Raw genomic sequence first — 13,062 nt, forward strand, 5'->3', positions numbered from 1 at the left:
ATGAGAAACGACAGCAACATCAGCCGGCGCGCCATCCTGGCCGCTGCCGGCGCGCTGCCCCTGCTGATGTCCACGGCCGGCTGGGGACATGCCGAAACGCTGCCGCTGGTGAGCGTTACCAAGGATCCGTCCTGCGGCTGCTGCGATGGCTGGATCGCGCACATCGAGGATGCGGGATTCCCGGTGCGGGTGGTGGAATCCACCGACATGGACAGCTTCAAGCAGCGCCTCGGCGTGCCGGCCGAACTGGCATCGTGCCACACTGCCGAGGTGGACGGCTATGTGATCGAGGGTCATGTGCCTGCCGCAGCGATCCGCCGCCTGCTGGCCGAGCGGCCTGACGTGACGGGGCTGGCCGTTCCCGGCATGCCTGCCGGCTCGCCCGGCATGGATTTCCCGGGCGTCGATCCCGAGCCGTATGAAGCGTTCCTGTTCGGCCCGACCACCCGGAGCTTCGGGCGCTTCCTCGGTTCGCGGGAAATCTGAAAGGCGCCGCCGACATGAACGCCAGGCTCGCGGATGATCTCAAACAGCACCTCGCTGTGGCGGCCTGCCTCCGTCCGCGGGGCTGGCGCCCCACGTCGGGTGGCGCGCGACATGAACGCGACATCGCGCAGGGCCGGCGTGCCGCCGGCAAGGAAGGTGGCGCATGACCAAACGGGCCGGGGTCAAATTTCGGGCGAGTTGCGGCCGACTGCGCCGGTTTGCGATCTGCATCCTGCTGCTTGCCATCGGCGCACTGGTTCTGCAGGTCCCAGTCCATGCGAGCCCGACTGGACACGCCATCCACCAGCAACAGGCCGCTGCCCAGGCAAGCCACTGCACCCAGCATCACGCGTCGGACGACCATGGCGCCAATCAATCGCCAAGCTGCGTGAACACGGACGGTAGCCCAAACCTTGCGGATTGCTGTCAGACCTGCCTGACCGCCGCAGTTCCCGTCGCGCCGCCGGAGTTCGGCCCGCCGACGAGCGGTGAGGCTTTCACGGTTGTGCGCCCTGATCCGCACGACCGTTTCCCCGAAGGCATCCTGAGGCCACCACGTCCTATCGCTGCGTGATGCGCAGGGGATGGCCGCGAGAACGAATGTTGTCTCCGGCCGCTCCTGTGCAAACCCGAAAGACCAGCGAACAGAACGGAGAACCGCGACCCGAAACCCCGGGTCAGCGCTCTGGATCCAAAGGATGAAATCAATGAACCGAACCGCAATCGCCCTTTCCCTCGGCGTCCTGGCAGGCCTGCCTGGCGCTGCCCTCGCTCAGGCCGGGCATGACGCCCATCACCCGGGAACCCCGCCCGCGCAAGTGCAGCAGGCTCCCGTGCCGACGCCTCCCTCAGGCCAGATGGCTGGTATGCAAGGGATGATGCCAGAGCAGTGCCAAGCCATGATGCAGGCGATGGCCCCGGAATGCATGAGCGCGATGCACCAGATGATGCAGGGCGGAATGATGCAGGGGATGATGGGCGCGCCGAACGAGGGTGCCGCCCCGGCCAACGAAAGCCTTCCGGAGTTCACCCGGGCCTACGTCGAAGCGATGAATGAAATGCACGGGCCGATGATGGACGGCGTCATGGCGGATGATCCGGATGTCGCCTTCGTCCGGGGCATGATCCCCCATCATCAGGGCGCGATCGACATGGCCCGGATCGTCCAGCAATACGGAAACGACCCGCAGACCAGGGCATGGGCGGACCAGATCATCGCGGCGCAGGAAGCCGAGATCGCCGAGATGCAGGCATGGCTGGAGGCGAAGGCCGGCGACGCGCCGTCGCCCTTTGCTCAGACCGGCGGAACGGTCTACTCCGCCAACGAGGGCGGCAATTCCATCAGCGCCTTCGATCTCGGCACGGGGGCGGTCGACACGGTTACGATCCCGGTCGCGCCTCACAACGTCGATCTGACGCCGGATGGCAAGCTTCTGCTGGCGGTCGGAGATCCTGCCGCCGAGGGGGATCACGGCTCGGACGGCCATGGGCATGGCGCGGAGGGCGCGGCCGAGGGTTTGCTGGTCATTCTCGATCCGCGGAACCTCTCGGCGCCCACGGCGACCGTGACGGTAGGCTCGCATCCGGCCCATGTGGTCGCTGACCGGCAGGGGCGCGCATTTGTCTCGCTGGCCGGCGGCGACGAGATCGCCGTGGTCGACCTCGCAAAGGGAGAGGTCATCGGGCGCATCGCGACGGGGGATTATCCGCACGGCCTTCGCCTCAGCCCCGATGAGAGCCAACTCTATGTGGCTAATGTCGAGGATGGCTCGGTTTCCGTCATCGACACGCAGGATCTGACGGAAGTTGCGCGCATTCCGGTGGGCGCAGCGCCCGTTCAGGTCGGGTTTACCCCGTCTGGCGATCAGGTCTACGTCTCTCTCCGGGACGAGAACCGGATGGCCGTCATCGACACCGCCTCCCGCGAGGTGATGAACAGGATCGACGTCGGGCCGAACCCGATCCAGATGGTTGCGACCCCCGATGGAGCCTACGTCTATGTGGCAAACCAGGGCACCGACGCGGAGCCTAACAACACCGTGTCCGTGATCGACACCGCGACCGGTCAGGTCGTGAAGACCCTCGCCACCGGCGGCGGCGCCCATGGGGTCTCGGTATCGACCGACGGGGCATTCGTGTTCGTGACCAACATCGCCGACGATACCGTGTCGATCATCGAAGTGGGGAGCCAGCACGTCGTCAAGACCCTACCGGTTGGTGATCGCCCGAACGGCATCGTCTACGGCGGATCGAGCCGGTAGGTAGTGAATGGCGCCGGAGGCAGTTCCGGCGCCGCTCTTATTCGTGGCACAGAAACATTTACACGATTCTGGAGATATGGAAAAAATGGGCACCATAGCGGCCTTGGCCGCGCTCGCGCAGGAGACCCGTCTCGATATCTTTCGGATGCTGGTGCAGGCCGGGAGCGAAGGGCGCGCTGTCGGGCATATCGGCGAGAGGCTCGGCCTGCACTCGACCACCCTCTCGTTTCATCTGAGCCAACTGAAGCATGCCGGCCTGGTGACGTTCCGCCGCGAGGGGCGATCCTTTGATCTACACCGCCAACTGTGCGGCGATGAACGGGCTGATGGCCTATCTCACAGAGAACTGCTGCGGCGGCGATACCAGCGACTGCGCGGTCGGCACAGCGGTCTGCGACCCGGGCGACCGGTGTCGGGAAAGCGTAGATTTCAAGTAGAAAACCGTCCGGCATCACAATTCCAAAGCGCCGAAAACAGCCCTGACAGGGGGGCAGAATTGTTCCCATTGCCTGACACGACATGCCGGGCCACTGTGTTATCTCCAACCTGCAGCGAATCCCCTTCCGCTTTCTGAAACGTGAATAGGTGAACCGGGCCGGGCGTATTGCTCCGGTCGAGGCATTCGGCGGTTGCCTCGATGGTGTTGCCCGGCCCGGCATGCACACGGCAGTCCATATCTACAGATCAGAAATCCGTCTCGACATAGACCCCCGCGCAGTCGTAGGCGACGGCGGCGGCGGTCGCGCCGGTGTTGAGGAAGAGGCGCGGTGACAGGAACTGCGTGGCCGCTGGCAGGTCGGCGGTGACCTCCTGCTCGAACACCGCGCCGGAAACCTCGTCGACCACCCGCGCCCAGACCGAGCTGCCATTGGGCGGTGCCGCGATGAACAGCGTCAGCACGCCCCCCGTTGCGACGGCGAAACTCGCGCCCACGTCGGTCAGCGTCGGCGCGCCCGTGCCGTCGTTGGCCACGAGTTGCCAGCGTGTGTGGGTGCCGCGCTGGAAGCCGATACCGATGCAGTTGATGGCGGCGGCCAGAGTCAGGGTGGTGGCCAACGCAGCGGTAGAGCCGTAGAGGCCGAAGAAGCCCATGCCGGTCGCCTGCAGCGTCGTCAGCGAAATCCGCGTGACGAAAGTCCAGCCGCCCAGCCCCGCCGCATTGCCGCGCCAGCAGGCCCAGCCTGCTGATCGCTGGTCGGCGGCCGAATCCACCACCGCCGCCGAAGTCAGGCGCCAGCGGCGCATCGAGGCGGCGAGGTTCGTGGCGGCCAGCGTCGGGTGCGAGACGGTGCCGACGGACGTGATGGGCAGGCCCTCGCTGTTGATCGTGGTGCCGGTCGAGGGTGACCAGTTGGCGATCCGGTTCACCCCGAAATGCGGCTGCAGGGGAAAGTCCCGTCCCGAGGGTCGCATGACGTCGATCCAAGGTGCCCCGGCGCGGTTGCGGGCATAGACGGCGGCCTTGCCCACGGGCGGCGGGGATGGCGCAGCGGCCAGCCCCGGCAACACCGCGGGCTGCGGCAGTTCCACCTGGCCGCTGGATCGGTCGATCCGGATCGCATCGAAGAAGGCGGAGCCGTCCGGGCTGACCTTGAAGCTGAAGTCGTCGTTGCCGAGCAACCCGATCAGCGCGCGCGCCGAGAAGCCGGTCTTGAAGGCGAAGGCCGCGTCATTCCCGGTGGCGGCCTTGTTGACTGTCACCTCGATGCCCGCGCCTGCGTTGTTCAACAGCACGGCCGGTGTGTTCACCGACACCCGGTTGAAGCTGTCCGCCGTTGCCCCGCCGAGGCCCAGAAGCTGCGCGGTCAGGTTCGCCTGCGGCATGCCGACCTGCGTCACGGCATTGGCGAAGGTGACGGTCGGCGTGTTGACGACCGTCGTGCCGTTCGCGCCAGAGGTCGCGGGGCCGATGTTGACGACCGTGTTCGATCCCGATGCGCCGCCGGTGCCGAGGTTCACGGTCTTGGTGATACCGGTGGTCGTTGCGCCGGTGCCCATGCCGTAGGTGGCGGTGCCCGCCGCCGTGCCGATGGTCGCGGTCGCGGCCGAGACCGTGACGGTGCCAGAGGCGGTCAGCGTGCCAGAGAAGGTCTTGTTGCCGGTGAAGGTCTGCGTGCCCGCGAGGATTGCCAGTTCCGACGAGGTGTTCGGCAGCGTGTAGCTGCGGGTCGTGCCGGTGCTGATACCGGAGAGCGAGAAGACCGCCTTCTTGGTGGGATCGGAATCGTTGATCAGGCTGAAGACCGCATCCGAGATGTCGCTCGGTTCGCCCACGACCTCCCAGGCGGCACCGGTCCAGACGAGCAGCAGGCCCTCGTCCTCGACCCACGCGCGCCATCCGGTGCGCGGTGGAAGGCGCAGCCAGGCGCCGTCGGTCGAGAGGGCGATGTTCAGATCCCAGCCCGCCCAGTCGCCGTTGGCACCCGAAGCAACGATGTAGCGGTCGCCATCGGCGGGGCTTCCCGGCGGAACGGTCAGATCCCGATCGAGGACCGAGAGCTGGACGAGTCCGTCGAGGATCCGCAGCGCCTCGTTATGGGTGACATGCTTCTGGGCCTGCGCCGCGAGGATATAGGGCAGCAGCAGATGGGTCGTTGCGTCGGACATGGGATGGCCTTCAGAAGGTCAGCGTGACGGTTTTCGGCGCGCCCCGCCCCGCGAGGGCGGAGAGCTGATAGATGCGAATGTCGAGGGTGTCGCCGGGGCCCAGCATTGCGCCCCAGTCGGCGGTCTGGGCGGCGGCGGTGTAGATCGCGCTGGTGGTGGCGGTGCTCAGCACCCGCTTTACGGTGGCGCCGTCGAGAATCTCGACCTCGTAGACTTCGAGCTCTTCGGCCAGCGGCACCTCGAGCCCGCCCCAGCTGTCGGCGGCGAGCGCGCGGGACCGGCGGGTCCAGCGGATGGTCAGATCGCCCGGCGAGCGCGGCCTGCGCCACGGCTGCTCGACATGGGCGACAGAGAATGGCCGCAGCCCCACGCCAACCGGCGTGAAGGCCTGCGCGATGTAGGTCTCGTCGCTGACCGGGCGGCTTGCGGGGCCGATGCGCCAGTTCCATGGGATGCCGAGATGGGCCTCGGCGATGGGCAGAGACGCGAGCGCGCTGTCCAGCACCACGACCCGTGCGCCTATGGGCGCCGGATTGCCCATCGCACCAGCTGTCCCCCTCTGGCCGCGCAGGAGTCGGGTGAGGCGATACCGGCCAGGAGCGATCAGTTCGGCCGCGCCAGCCTGCACAATCTCCCAGGTGCCGGGCGCGCTCTCGATGGCCAGCGCGTTCGCCCCGCCGAACAGCGTCAGGTCGGTGACACTTTCCAGCGTGCCGGTCAGCAGATCGACCACCAGCGCATTGCCGAGGTCGAAGCGCGACGTCGGCCCGGCGTAGAAGTCCGAGACCAGCGTGCCGATCCGGGCGCGGCTGTCAAACGTGGTCAGCAGGTCGAACCCGTCCGTCGAGGGGCTGCGGAACACCGCCAACTCGCCCGGCCAAGGCACGGCATGCGCCGCCGCGAATGGCCGATGCGCGGCCTGGTCCTCGGTGAGCTGCGGCAGGTCGAGGAGGACCGCCTCGGGCGCGCCGAACACCACGGCCTGCGACAGCGTCGAGGGTCGCGGCGCGCCGGGCGGGAGGTCGTAGGCCTCCCGGTCCTGGCGGACGGCCTCGATGCCGCGCGCGTCGGTGTCGGCAATCGAGATGAGCCGCAGCGGGATTGACCGGCCGTCATGGGCGAGCATAACCACATCGGCCGGGTCGAATGCCAGCCGAGAGGGCGGCAGCCGGAAAGCCGCGCTTTCACGGCCGGTCCACGCTTCCATCAGCGCGCGGCGGCAACGGCGCTCGGCCTCCTCCGGCGGCACCGCCATGGGGAAGCTCTCGGAGGCGATCCGGGTCGTGTCGACGGTGATCCGCCGGGCCTCGACCTGCGCGGCCTCGTAATCCTCGTCCGCGCGGGCGACCTGCCATTTCAGGGCCTGGGGCAACTCCGTCTCCTGGCCGCGCGTCAGTTCCAGCACGTCGCCCTCGCGCGCGGCGACCAGGTCGTCCGGCGTGACGCTCGCCACCGCCGCCCGCCCATGCATGACGAAGCGGATCACGCCTTCGGTCTCGACGGCGTCGAAGCCGAAGTGGCGCGCCAACGTGGTGATTGAAGCGCGCGGGCTCTCCAGCGCACCGATGGCATAGCCCTCGACCGCGCCCCAGAGGCCGGTGACGTCGACGCGATCTTCGGGAAGCCCCGCGCGCAGGCAGAGGTGCCGCACGAGCGCGGCGAGCGACACCGCCCCGAGGCGGCCGGTCAGCCAATGGCCGAGCCGCCAGTTCGGTCCGTCGGTCCAGACATCGGTCAGTTCGGGAAAGAACGGGTACGGCCGCGCGTCCCAGGTCCAGGCCGCGCATTCGGAGACATCGACCATCCGGTCGCCGTAGACCGAGGACAGCGGGTTGTTCGCAGCTTCGCCCCAGAAGAGATAGGTCGCCTCGAGATAGGCGCGCTGGATGGTGTCGTCGCGCCAGCCCCGCGAGAAATAGGGCGTGAAGCTCTCGGAGGATTTCGGGTCGAAGAAGACGTTGGGCTGGTTGGTGCCCCGGTCGATGGCCGGGCAGCCGAGTTCGGTGAAGCGGATCGGCTTCGATTGCGGCCCCCATGCGGTCGGCGTGCTGCTCTCCACCCCGCCCGGGCGGTCGTAATGCGGGTTCGACCACCAGGCGCGCAGATCCTTGTAACGGAAGACCCAAGGCTTGCCTGCTGCGCCGTCGGTGATGGGCGTGCGGATTTGCGCAGAGCGGTCGGCGGCCGAGGCGTAGAACCACTCAAACCCTTCGCCGCCGGCGATGTTCGCCTGCAGATAGGCCCGGTCGTAGATCGCGGGCCAACCCTCGGCGGCATCCGCATGGTCGAACCCGTCGCGCCAGTCGGAGAGCGGCATGTAGTTGTCGATGCCGACGAAGTCGATCTCGGGATCGGCCCAGAGCGGGTCGAGGTGGAAGAAGACGTCGCCGCTGGCATCATTCGGATGGTGCCCGAAATATTCCGACCAGTCGGCGGCGTAGCCGAGCTTGGTGCCTCCCCCGAGGATGGACCGGACATCGGTGGCCAGATCCCGATAGGCCTGCACCGCCGGATAGCTGCTGGCGCCCGAGCGGATGGTGGTCAGCCCCGGCATTTCGGAACCGATCAGGAAGGCATCGACGCCCCCGGCCGCTTTGCACAGATGCGCGTAGTGCAGGATCATCCGGCGCAACGACCATTCCCCGACCGGCCCGGTCCAGTTGATATTGGTGCCTGACACGCTGAAGTTCGCGGGTGTCGCCGTGCCGAACAGTGCCGACACCTGCGTGGCAGCGGGGGCGGTCTTGTCCACCGACCCTGCAAAACCCGCAGCCGGGGAACAGGTGATCCGCCCCCGCCAGGGGAATGTCGGCTGGCCCAAGGCCGCGGCATTGGCGCTGTAGGGATTGGGCTTCATGTTGCCGGGTGGGACGTCCAGCAGCAGGAAGGGATAGAAGGTGACGCGCAGGCCGCGTGCCTTCATCTCCCGGATCGCCTGTACCACAGCAAAATCGGCGGGCGTGCCGCCATAGACCGGGCGGTCCTGGTTGTCGCGGCTGACCAGGAAAGCATTGGCGCGACTGACGCCATTGACCGACCAGCTGGCGGGCGTGGTCGACTTGGCCGACACCTCGACGCCGGGGCGCAGCTTGCAGGTTCCCGCGCGCAGGTCATCGCCGAACCAGGCCACGACGAGGCTGACGCTCTCGACGGCCGGCGCCATGGCCTGCAGGCGGTCGAGTGCGACGACCATGTCGGCGGTGGCGGGCAGCGCGTTCAGGTTCTCGGAAACCGTCGCGCCGCCCGAGGTTTTGCGGATGGCTTGTGTGGCATAGGTGAACTCGCCCGAGGCCGGGATCATGGTGACGGCGCGGGTCAGTCCCTCGGCGGTGTCGGGATCGGCGAGCGGCCGGAACACCTCGAATGAAAGCTGCGGCAGGCGGTTGCCGTAGCTCGACAGCGGCAGTTCCTCGAAGACGACATAGGCCGTGCCGCGATAAGCGGGCGTGTTGGCCGCGCCCATCTTCGCCGCGATGAACGGATCGGCCGTCTGCGCCTCGTCGCCCGGATACCAGCGCCAGGTGACGCCGGAGAGGTCTATCGGCTTGCCGTCGGCCCAGATGCGCCCAATGCCGGTGATTGGTCCTTCACACAAAGCGACGGCGAAGGATGCATAGTACAGGTACTCGGTGGTCTTGACCTTGCCGCCTCCGCCCCCCTTGCCGCCACCCTGCGTGGTGGTCTTCGTCTCCTCGCGGAAATCGGTCGCCCAGATGATGTTGCCGCCGATGCGCATCCGGCCATAGAGGCGCGGGATCACGGCCCCCTCGGTGGAGGAGGTGATGCGCAAGCTGTCGAGCCGCGCCCCTTCGATCCGCTGTGTCGGTGCGAGCGAAGACACGATCCAGCTGTCGACGGCAGAGCCGATGGTGGAGCCGATGAACCCGCCGATCGTCGCACCACTGAAACCGAGGATTGCACCGCCGAAACCGCCGCCGATGGCGGCACCGGCGGCGCCGAGAATGAGGGTGGCCATGTCGGGGTCTCAGCGTTGCGGAAACAGGAAGGCGAAGGCGATGCGCCGCCGCCAGGCGTTGGTGAGCGGTTCCTCGATCACGCCGAGCCGCTCGTAGGCATGGAGGAAGCTGTCCGGCCCGGTCAGGATCCCGACATGCTTGGCGATGGCGCGGGGCCTCATGCGGAACAGGACCAGCGCGCCGGGACCGGCCTCGGCGGGCGACACCTCGATCATCATGCGCCGCGCGCCCTCGGCCAGCACCTCGCGCGGCCCCGTCTCGCCCCAGTCTCGGCTGTAGGGCGGGATCGGGAACGGCTCGGGGCCCACCACCTCGCGCCAGACGCCGCGCGCGAGGCCAAGGCAGTCGCAGCCGACGCCCCGAAGGCTGGCCTGATCGTGGTACGGCGTGCCGAGCCATGACCGCGCAATGGCAATGACGCGGGTGGGATCGGCGGAGTTCACAGCACGGACCCCTCGTGCCCGCCGTCCTTCGTGGCATAGCGCAGCACGGCATCCTGGCCGGGGATGTGCGGGAAGCCGCGGAAGTTGGCGGTATTGGCGAACTTCGCCCCGCAGGTCTCCATCCGCTTGTCGCAGCCCGCACGGATGATGAAGCCGTCCCCCTCGGCGATCGCGCGCACCGGCGCTTCGAGCAGGGTCAGCAATGCGATGCCGTCCGTCACGTCATGGCCCAGCACTTCGGTGCGCCGGCCAGCGTTTGCGCCAGAGGTCCATTCAATTGTGCCGAAGATGAACCAGCCGACCTCGAAGGCGCCAAGGCCGGAGGCAGTGAAGGCGCGGTCGCGCAGCAGATCGATGACGGCGCCGGTTCCCTTGAAGGCCGGATCCGCCAGATCGACGCCGCAGCGCGCATCGCCGAGCGCGGCATCGCAGGTCGCCTGGAAGGTTCGTCCGACCGTCTGCCCGAGGACATGGGCCAGCGAGCGGACCTCGGCCACGAAAGCGAGCCGCCCGCGCCTGATCTGGCCGATGGCCCCGCGCCGCATCAGAACACGCTGACCGGTGTCGGCCCAGTTCACCCGCCAGACCTCGACCGCAGCATTGTCCCAGCGGCCATCGAGGATGTCGGTCTCGGTGATCCGGTCCGAGGTCAGCACGCCTTCGGCGTCCTGCGCATCGACGGAAAGGTCCGAGCCGGAGCGAACCTCGGACGCCGTCAGCCCGCTCTCATGTTCGAAATCGGTGCCGTCGAAGTTCAGCGCGCGGTCGTGGTCAGTGAAGCCGAAGGTGACCCCATCGGCCCGGGCGATCCGCCAGCACCAGCCGAGCGTGGTCGTGCCCTCGTCGAGATGGGCCTGCAGGGCGGGCGAGAGGGACTTCACTTCCGCCCCCAGCCGCGAAGCAATGCCAGCGAGGCCAGCGCGGACGAGACCACACCACCGCCAGCGCCGGTCAGGGCATAGAGATTGAAGGGCCTCAGGTCGAAGGTGCCGGTCGTCAGATCGAAATCAGCCAGCCCGGCCATCGCCAGACCAGAGGCCGCCAGACAGGCAAGATAGATCAGCCCACGCGCGAGGTTCCAGTTCATGATCTTGCCTTTCCTTTGAAATGCGCCAACAGCCTCCGCCACCAGGACGGGGCGACAATGGTTTGCGTCGGCACCGGCACGCTTGCGGGGCGCAGCAGCGCCAGCGCGACGTCCTCGGTCAGGCGCCGGATCGGTCGCGAGAAATCGACGCGTCCGCTGCGATCCACCGACCAGACGGGAATGGTGCCGGCGGGATAGCGGCCCGTGGCGAAGAGGTCCCGCTCGTCTTCACGGCGTTCGTGGATCGCGACGGGCTTGAGCCAGCCCATGAAGGCTGCCGCCGCGGCAGCCCGGTCGCCTGCATTCAGGTGCCGGGTGAGCGCCGCCTTGGCGATGCCGCCGGTGTTGTAGTGAAACGAAACCAGCGCATCGAACTCGTGCGGCTTGAGCGGCACCTTCACGGCGCGCAGGACGGCGTCCTCGTAACGCGCGAGGTCGGCGCGGGAGACCCCAAAAGCCTCGCGGATCCCGGCATCGAGATCGGCGGGCACGCCGCGCGGCATCGTGGCTGGATCGGGTGCCCCTGCGGCAGCCGTGTGGCCGATACCGAAGGTCCAGACCTGTTTCACGTCCAAATAAGGTCCGGGCACGATGCCTTCGTGCCGGACGAGGGCCAGCAGCCCCCGGTCAGTCATGCGCATGGATGTCACCCCAGAAGCGAGAGGATCAGGATCAGCGCGGCGATGGCGATGCCGACGCCCAGGCGGTGGCGGAAGGCCTGGCAGGGATCGGCCGGGTCGCAGCGCAGGGAGCGCGCAAGGCGGAGAAGGTCATGCATCGCCATCGCCTTTCCCGGCCTGGCGCAGACGGGCGAGCAGCACCTCGATAAAAGCAGGACCGAAAACGCCAACCAGATAGGCGGCCGATCCGGCCGCGCCCCCGGCCGGGATCGCCTCGGGGGGCAGGCCGAGCCAGCGGGTGATGATCGTCATCGAGAGACTCCCCATCCCGGCTGCGATCAGACCGCCAAGCAGGATGTGGCGCAGCGCGTCGCGCAGGCGCATTTTTGTCGTCAGCGCGTTGGTCGCGCCCCCGAGCGCACCCCACGCGGCGAGGATCACCGCCGTGGAGGCGAGGAGTTCCTTCAGCGCCGCCGCCAGAAATCCGGTTTCATCGTTCATCGTCGGATCTCCAGAAGCGGAATGGAGGTGATCGAGCCCAGCCTCTCAAGGTCGAGCGTCACGTCGAGCACGTCGGTGTCGAAGCGGACCGGTACGTCGAATTCGAAGCCTGCGGTGACCGCGACGCCGGAACCCGGTGCGGTGTTGAAGGTGATGACGCCGGTCGTGGTATCGATGGACCAGCCGGACGCCTGGGGCGCGCCATTCAAGGCGATGGTGACCGAGCCCGCGACCGGCTTTGCGATGGTCCGCACCCATGTCTGGCTGCCCGAGGCGTAGCGCTTGACCAGCTGGAAGGTGGTCGTCGCGCCATCACCGGTGCCGATCGCCTGGTCGGTCGGCGATGGCGTGCCCGAAGGCAGGCAGGACTTGTGGTCGCCCCAATCCTTGAACCGGAAGCCATGCAGGCGGCCGTTCCTCGCCTCGAAGAAGGCGACCACCGCTGCCAGATCGTCGGACCGGCGGATGCCATAGGCCACATCGTAGCGGCGTCGCGAATTGGCCCAACTGGCGTTGCGTTCCTCGTCGCCCGAAGCCAGTTCGACGATTTGAGTGCGCCGCTCGGGCCCGCCACGCGCGCCCCGGCTGATGTTGTCCGGAAACCGGACCTCATGGAACGCCATCACATTCCCCTCCGTCCCAGCGAGACGGCCCGGGCGATGTCCGCCGCGACCTGCGTGCGGGACTGCCGGAAGCTCTCGGCGTCGCGCGCGATGATGGTGACGTTGATTCCGCCGCCCGCGCCGTAGCTCTGCGCCTCCCGGCGCGAGAGCACCCGTTCGCCGCGTTGCAGGATTGCTGGGACTTCGTCGTGCCGAAGGCCGACAGCGCCACCCGAATGCATCCGGGGCGCGGCGGCGAAGGCCATGGCCGGGACCATGCGCGAGGGGCCGGACGATCCGACGATGCCGCCCGCGTGCAGGATATTGGCGAAGATCCCGCCCGCACCGCCAAGCGCGCCCGAGAGCGCGTTGGCGATGGGGCCAAGGATGAAGCGCCGCGCGGCCAGTTTCGCCAGATCGGCGATCAGCCAGGTCACCAGATCGCGGACGTTCAGTTTGCCGGTCTTCACGAACTCTC

Annotated in this window: 15 protein-coding genes; 4 read left to right on the forward strand and 11 right to left on the reverse strand. The window is 67.8% G+C overall.

Features of this window, described 5'->3' with window-relative positions; all coding sequences use genetic code 11:
• The 3 genes from GL284_RS11465 to copM all read left to right on the forward strand — a co-directional run bounded on the left by GL284_RS11465 (nucleotide 1) and on the right by copM (nucleotide 2,747).
• Nucleotides 1–486, forward strand: a complete 486-nt coding sequence (locus GL284_RS11465; protein WP_155044760.1) for a DUF411 domain-containing protein — start codon at nucleotides 1–3, stop codon at nucleotides 484–486.
• Nucleotides 487–649: 163 nt separating this feature from the next.
• Entirely contained in the window at nucleotides 650–1,060 is a 411-nt protein-coding gene (locus GL284_RS11470; RefSeq protein WP_147273360.1) for a hypothetical protein, read from the forward strand.
• A gap of 133 nt (nucleotides 1,061–1,193) precedes the next feature.
• Nucleotides 1,194–2,747, forward strand: coding sequence for a CopM family metallochaperone (gene copM / locus GL284_RS11475; RefSeq protein WP_230383024.1), 1,554 nt, complete (start codon nucleotides 1,194–1,196; stop codon nucleotides 2,745–2,747).
• Nucleotides 2,748–2,805: 58 nt separating this feature from the next.
• Here the strand turns inward: copM and GL284_RS21890 are convergent, their stop codons facing one another.
• A complete protein-coding gene (locus tag GL284_RS21890; RefSeq protein ID WP_341870360.1) occupies nucleotides 2,806–2,958 on the reverse strand; it encodes a hypothetical protein in 153 nt (50 codons plus the stop codon).
• Between GL284_RS21890 and GL284_RS21895 the strand changes: the two genes are divergently transcribed.
• On the forward strand, nucleotides 2,893–3,321 hold the full coding sequence (locus GL284_RS21895; protein WP_334257579.1) for an ArsR/SmtB family transcription factor: 429 nt from the start codon (nucleotides 2,893–2,895) through the stop codon (nucleotides 3,319–3,321). The two genes, GL284_RS21890 and GL284_RS21895, sit on opposite strands and share 66 nt — an antisense overlap.
• 110 nt (nucleotides 3,322–3,431) lie before the next feature.
• Here GL284_RS21895 and GL284_RS11485 read toward each other — a convergent pair whose 3' ends face one another.
• From GL284_RS11485 to GL284_RS11525, 10 genes are all read right to left on the reverse strand, one after another.
• Nucleotides 3,432–5,354: a DUF2793 domain-containing protein gene (locus GL284_RS11485; protein ID WP_155044762.1), complete on the reverse strand. Its 1,923-nt coding sequence runs from the start codon at nucleotides 5,352–5,354 to the stop codon at nucleotides 3,432–3,434.
• A 10-nt stretch (nucleotides 5,355–5,364) separates the two neighbouring features.
• Nucleotides 5,365–9,330, reverse strand: a complete 3,966-nt coding sequence (locus tag GL284_RS11490) for a baseplate multidomain protein megatron (RefSeq protein ID WP_155044763.1) — start codon at nucleotides 9,328–9,330, stop codon at nucleotides 5,365–5,367.
• A 9-nt stretch (nucleotides 9,331–9,339) separates the two neighbouring features.
• Nucleotides 9,340–9,774, reverse strand: a complete 435-nt coding sequence (locus tag GL284_RS11495) for an NlpC/P60 family protein (protein ID WP_113901556.1) — start codon at nucleotides 9,772–9,774, stop codon at nucleotides 9,340–9,342.
• Entirely contained in the window at nucleotides 9,771–10,655 is an 885-nt protein-coding gene (locus GL284_RS11500) for a DUF2163 domain-containing protein (RefSeq protein WP_341870355.1), read from the reverse strand. The genes GL284_RS11495 and GL284_RS11500 overlap by 4 nt, the downstream gene beginning before the upstream one ends.
• Nucleotides 10,652–10,861 (reverse strand): hypothetical protein, encoded by a 210-nt coding sequence (locus GL284_RS11505; protein WP_155044766.1) that lies wholly within the window; start codon nucleotides 10,859–10,861, stop codon nucleotides 10,652–10,654. Before GL284_RS11505 ends, GL284_RS11500 begins: the two co-directional genes overlap by 4 nt.
• Nucleotides 10,858–11,502 carry a lysozyme gene (locus tag GL284_RS11510; RefSeq protein ID WP_155044767.1) on the reverse strand — a complete coding sequence of 215 codons (645 nt, stop codon included), beginning with the start codon at nucleotides 11,500–11,502 and terminating at the stop codon, nucleotides 10,858–10,860. The genes GL284_RS11505 and GL284_RS11510 overlap by 4 nt, the downstream gene beginning before the upstream one ends.
• Before the next feature lie 5 nt (nucleotides 11,503–11,507).
• Nucleotides 11,508–11,639 carry a hypothetical protein gene (locus GL284_RS21780; RefSeq protein WP_255453258.1) on the reverse strand — a complete coding sequence of 44 codons (132 nt, stop codon included), beginning with the start codon at nucleotides 11,637–11,639 and terminating at the stop codon, nucleotides 11,508–11,510.
• Complete coding sequence (locus GL284_RS11515; protein ID WP_155044768.1) at nucleotides 11,632–11,982, reverse strand: hypothetical protein; 351 nt, start codon at nucleotides 11,980–11,982, stop codon at nucleotides 11,632–11,634. Before GL284_RS11515 ends, GL284_RS21780 begins: the two co-directional genes overlap by 8 nt.
• Nucleotides 11,979–12,605 carry a DUF2460 domain-containing protein gene (locus GL284_RS11520; protein ID WP_155044769.1) on the reverse strand — a complete coding sequence of 209 codons (627 nt, stop codon included), beginning with the start codon at nucleotides 12,603–12,605 and terminating at the stop codon, nucleotides 11,979–11,981. The genes GL284_RS11515 and GL284_RS11520 overlap by 4 nt, the downstream gene beginning before the upstream one ends.
• A partial coding sequence (locus GL284_RS11525) for a phage tail tape measure C-terminal domain-containing protein (protein WP_279639274.1) occupies nucleotides 12,605–13,062 on the reverse strand: 458 nt, incomplete at its 5' end. The genes GL284_RS11525 and GL284_RS11520, both read right to left, overlap by 1 nt.

It is taken from the genome of Paracoccus shanxieyensis (assembly GCF_009711265.1).
Lineage (GTDB): Bacteria > Pseudomonadota > Alphaproteobacteria > Rhodobacterales > Rhodobacteraceae > Paracoccus > Paracoccus shanxieyensis.

What these genes read in the sequence shown, in the direction of transcription:
- GL284_RS11465 (WP_155044760.1), top strand. Translation starts at nt 1, where the DNA reads ATGAGAAACGACAGCAACATCAGCCGGCGCGCCATCCTGGCCGCTGCC.
- GL284_RS11470 (WP_147273360.1), top strand. Translation starts at nt 650, where the DNA reads ATGACCAAACGGGCCGGGGTCAAATTTCGGGCGAGTTGCGGCCGACTG.
- copM (WP_230383024.1), top strand. Translation starts at nt 1,194, where the DNA reads ATGAACCGAACCGCAATCGCCCTTTCCCTCGGCGTCCTGGCAGGCCTG.
- GL284_RS21895 (WP_334257579.1), top strand. Translation starts at nt 2,893, where the DNA reads ATGCTGGTGCAGGCCGGGAGCGAAGGGCGCGCTGTCGGGCATATCGGC.
- GL284_RS11485 (WP_155044762.1), bottom strand. Translation starts at nt 5,354, where the DNA reads ATGTCCGACGCAACGACCCATCTGCTGCTGCCCTATATCCTCGCGGCG.
- GL284_RS11490 (WP_155044763.1), bottom strand. Translation starts at nt 9,330, where the DNA reads ATGGCCACCCTCATTCTCGGCGCCGCCGGTGCCGCCATCGGCGGCGGT.
- GL284_RS11505 (WP_155044766.1), bottom strand. Translation starts at nt 10,861, where the DNA reads ATGAACTGGAACCTCGCGCGTGGGCTGATCTATCTTGCCTGTCTGGCG.
- GL284_RS11510 (WP_155044767.1), bottom strand. Translation starts at nt 11,502, where the DNA reads ATGCGCATGACTGACCGGGGGCTGCTGGCCCTCGTCCGGCACGAAGGC.
- GL284_RS21780 (WP_255453258.1), bottom strand. Translation starts at nt 11,639, where the DNA reads ATGCATGACCTTCTCCGCCTTGCGCGCTCCCTGCGCTGCGACCCGGCC.
- GL284_RS11515 (WP_155044768.1), bottom strand. Translation starts at nt 11,982, where the DNA reads ATGAACGATGAAACCGGATTTCTGGCGGCGGCGCTGAAGGAACTCCTC.
- GL284_RS11520 (WP_155044769.1), bottom strand. Translation starts at nt 12,605, where the DNA reads ATGGCGTTCCATGAGGTCCGGTTTCCGGACAACATCAGCCGGGGCGCG.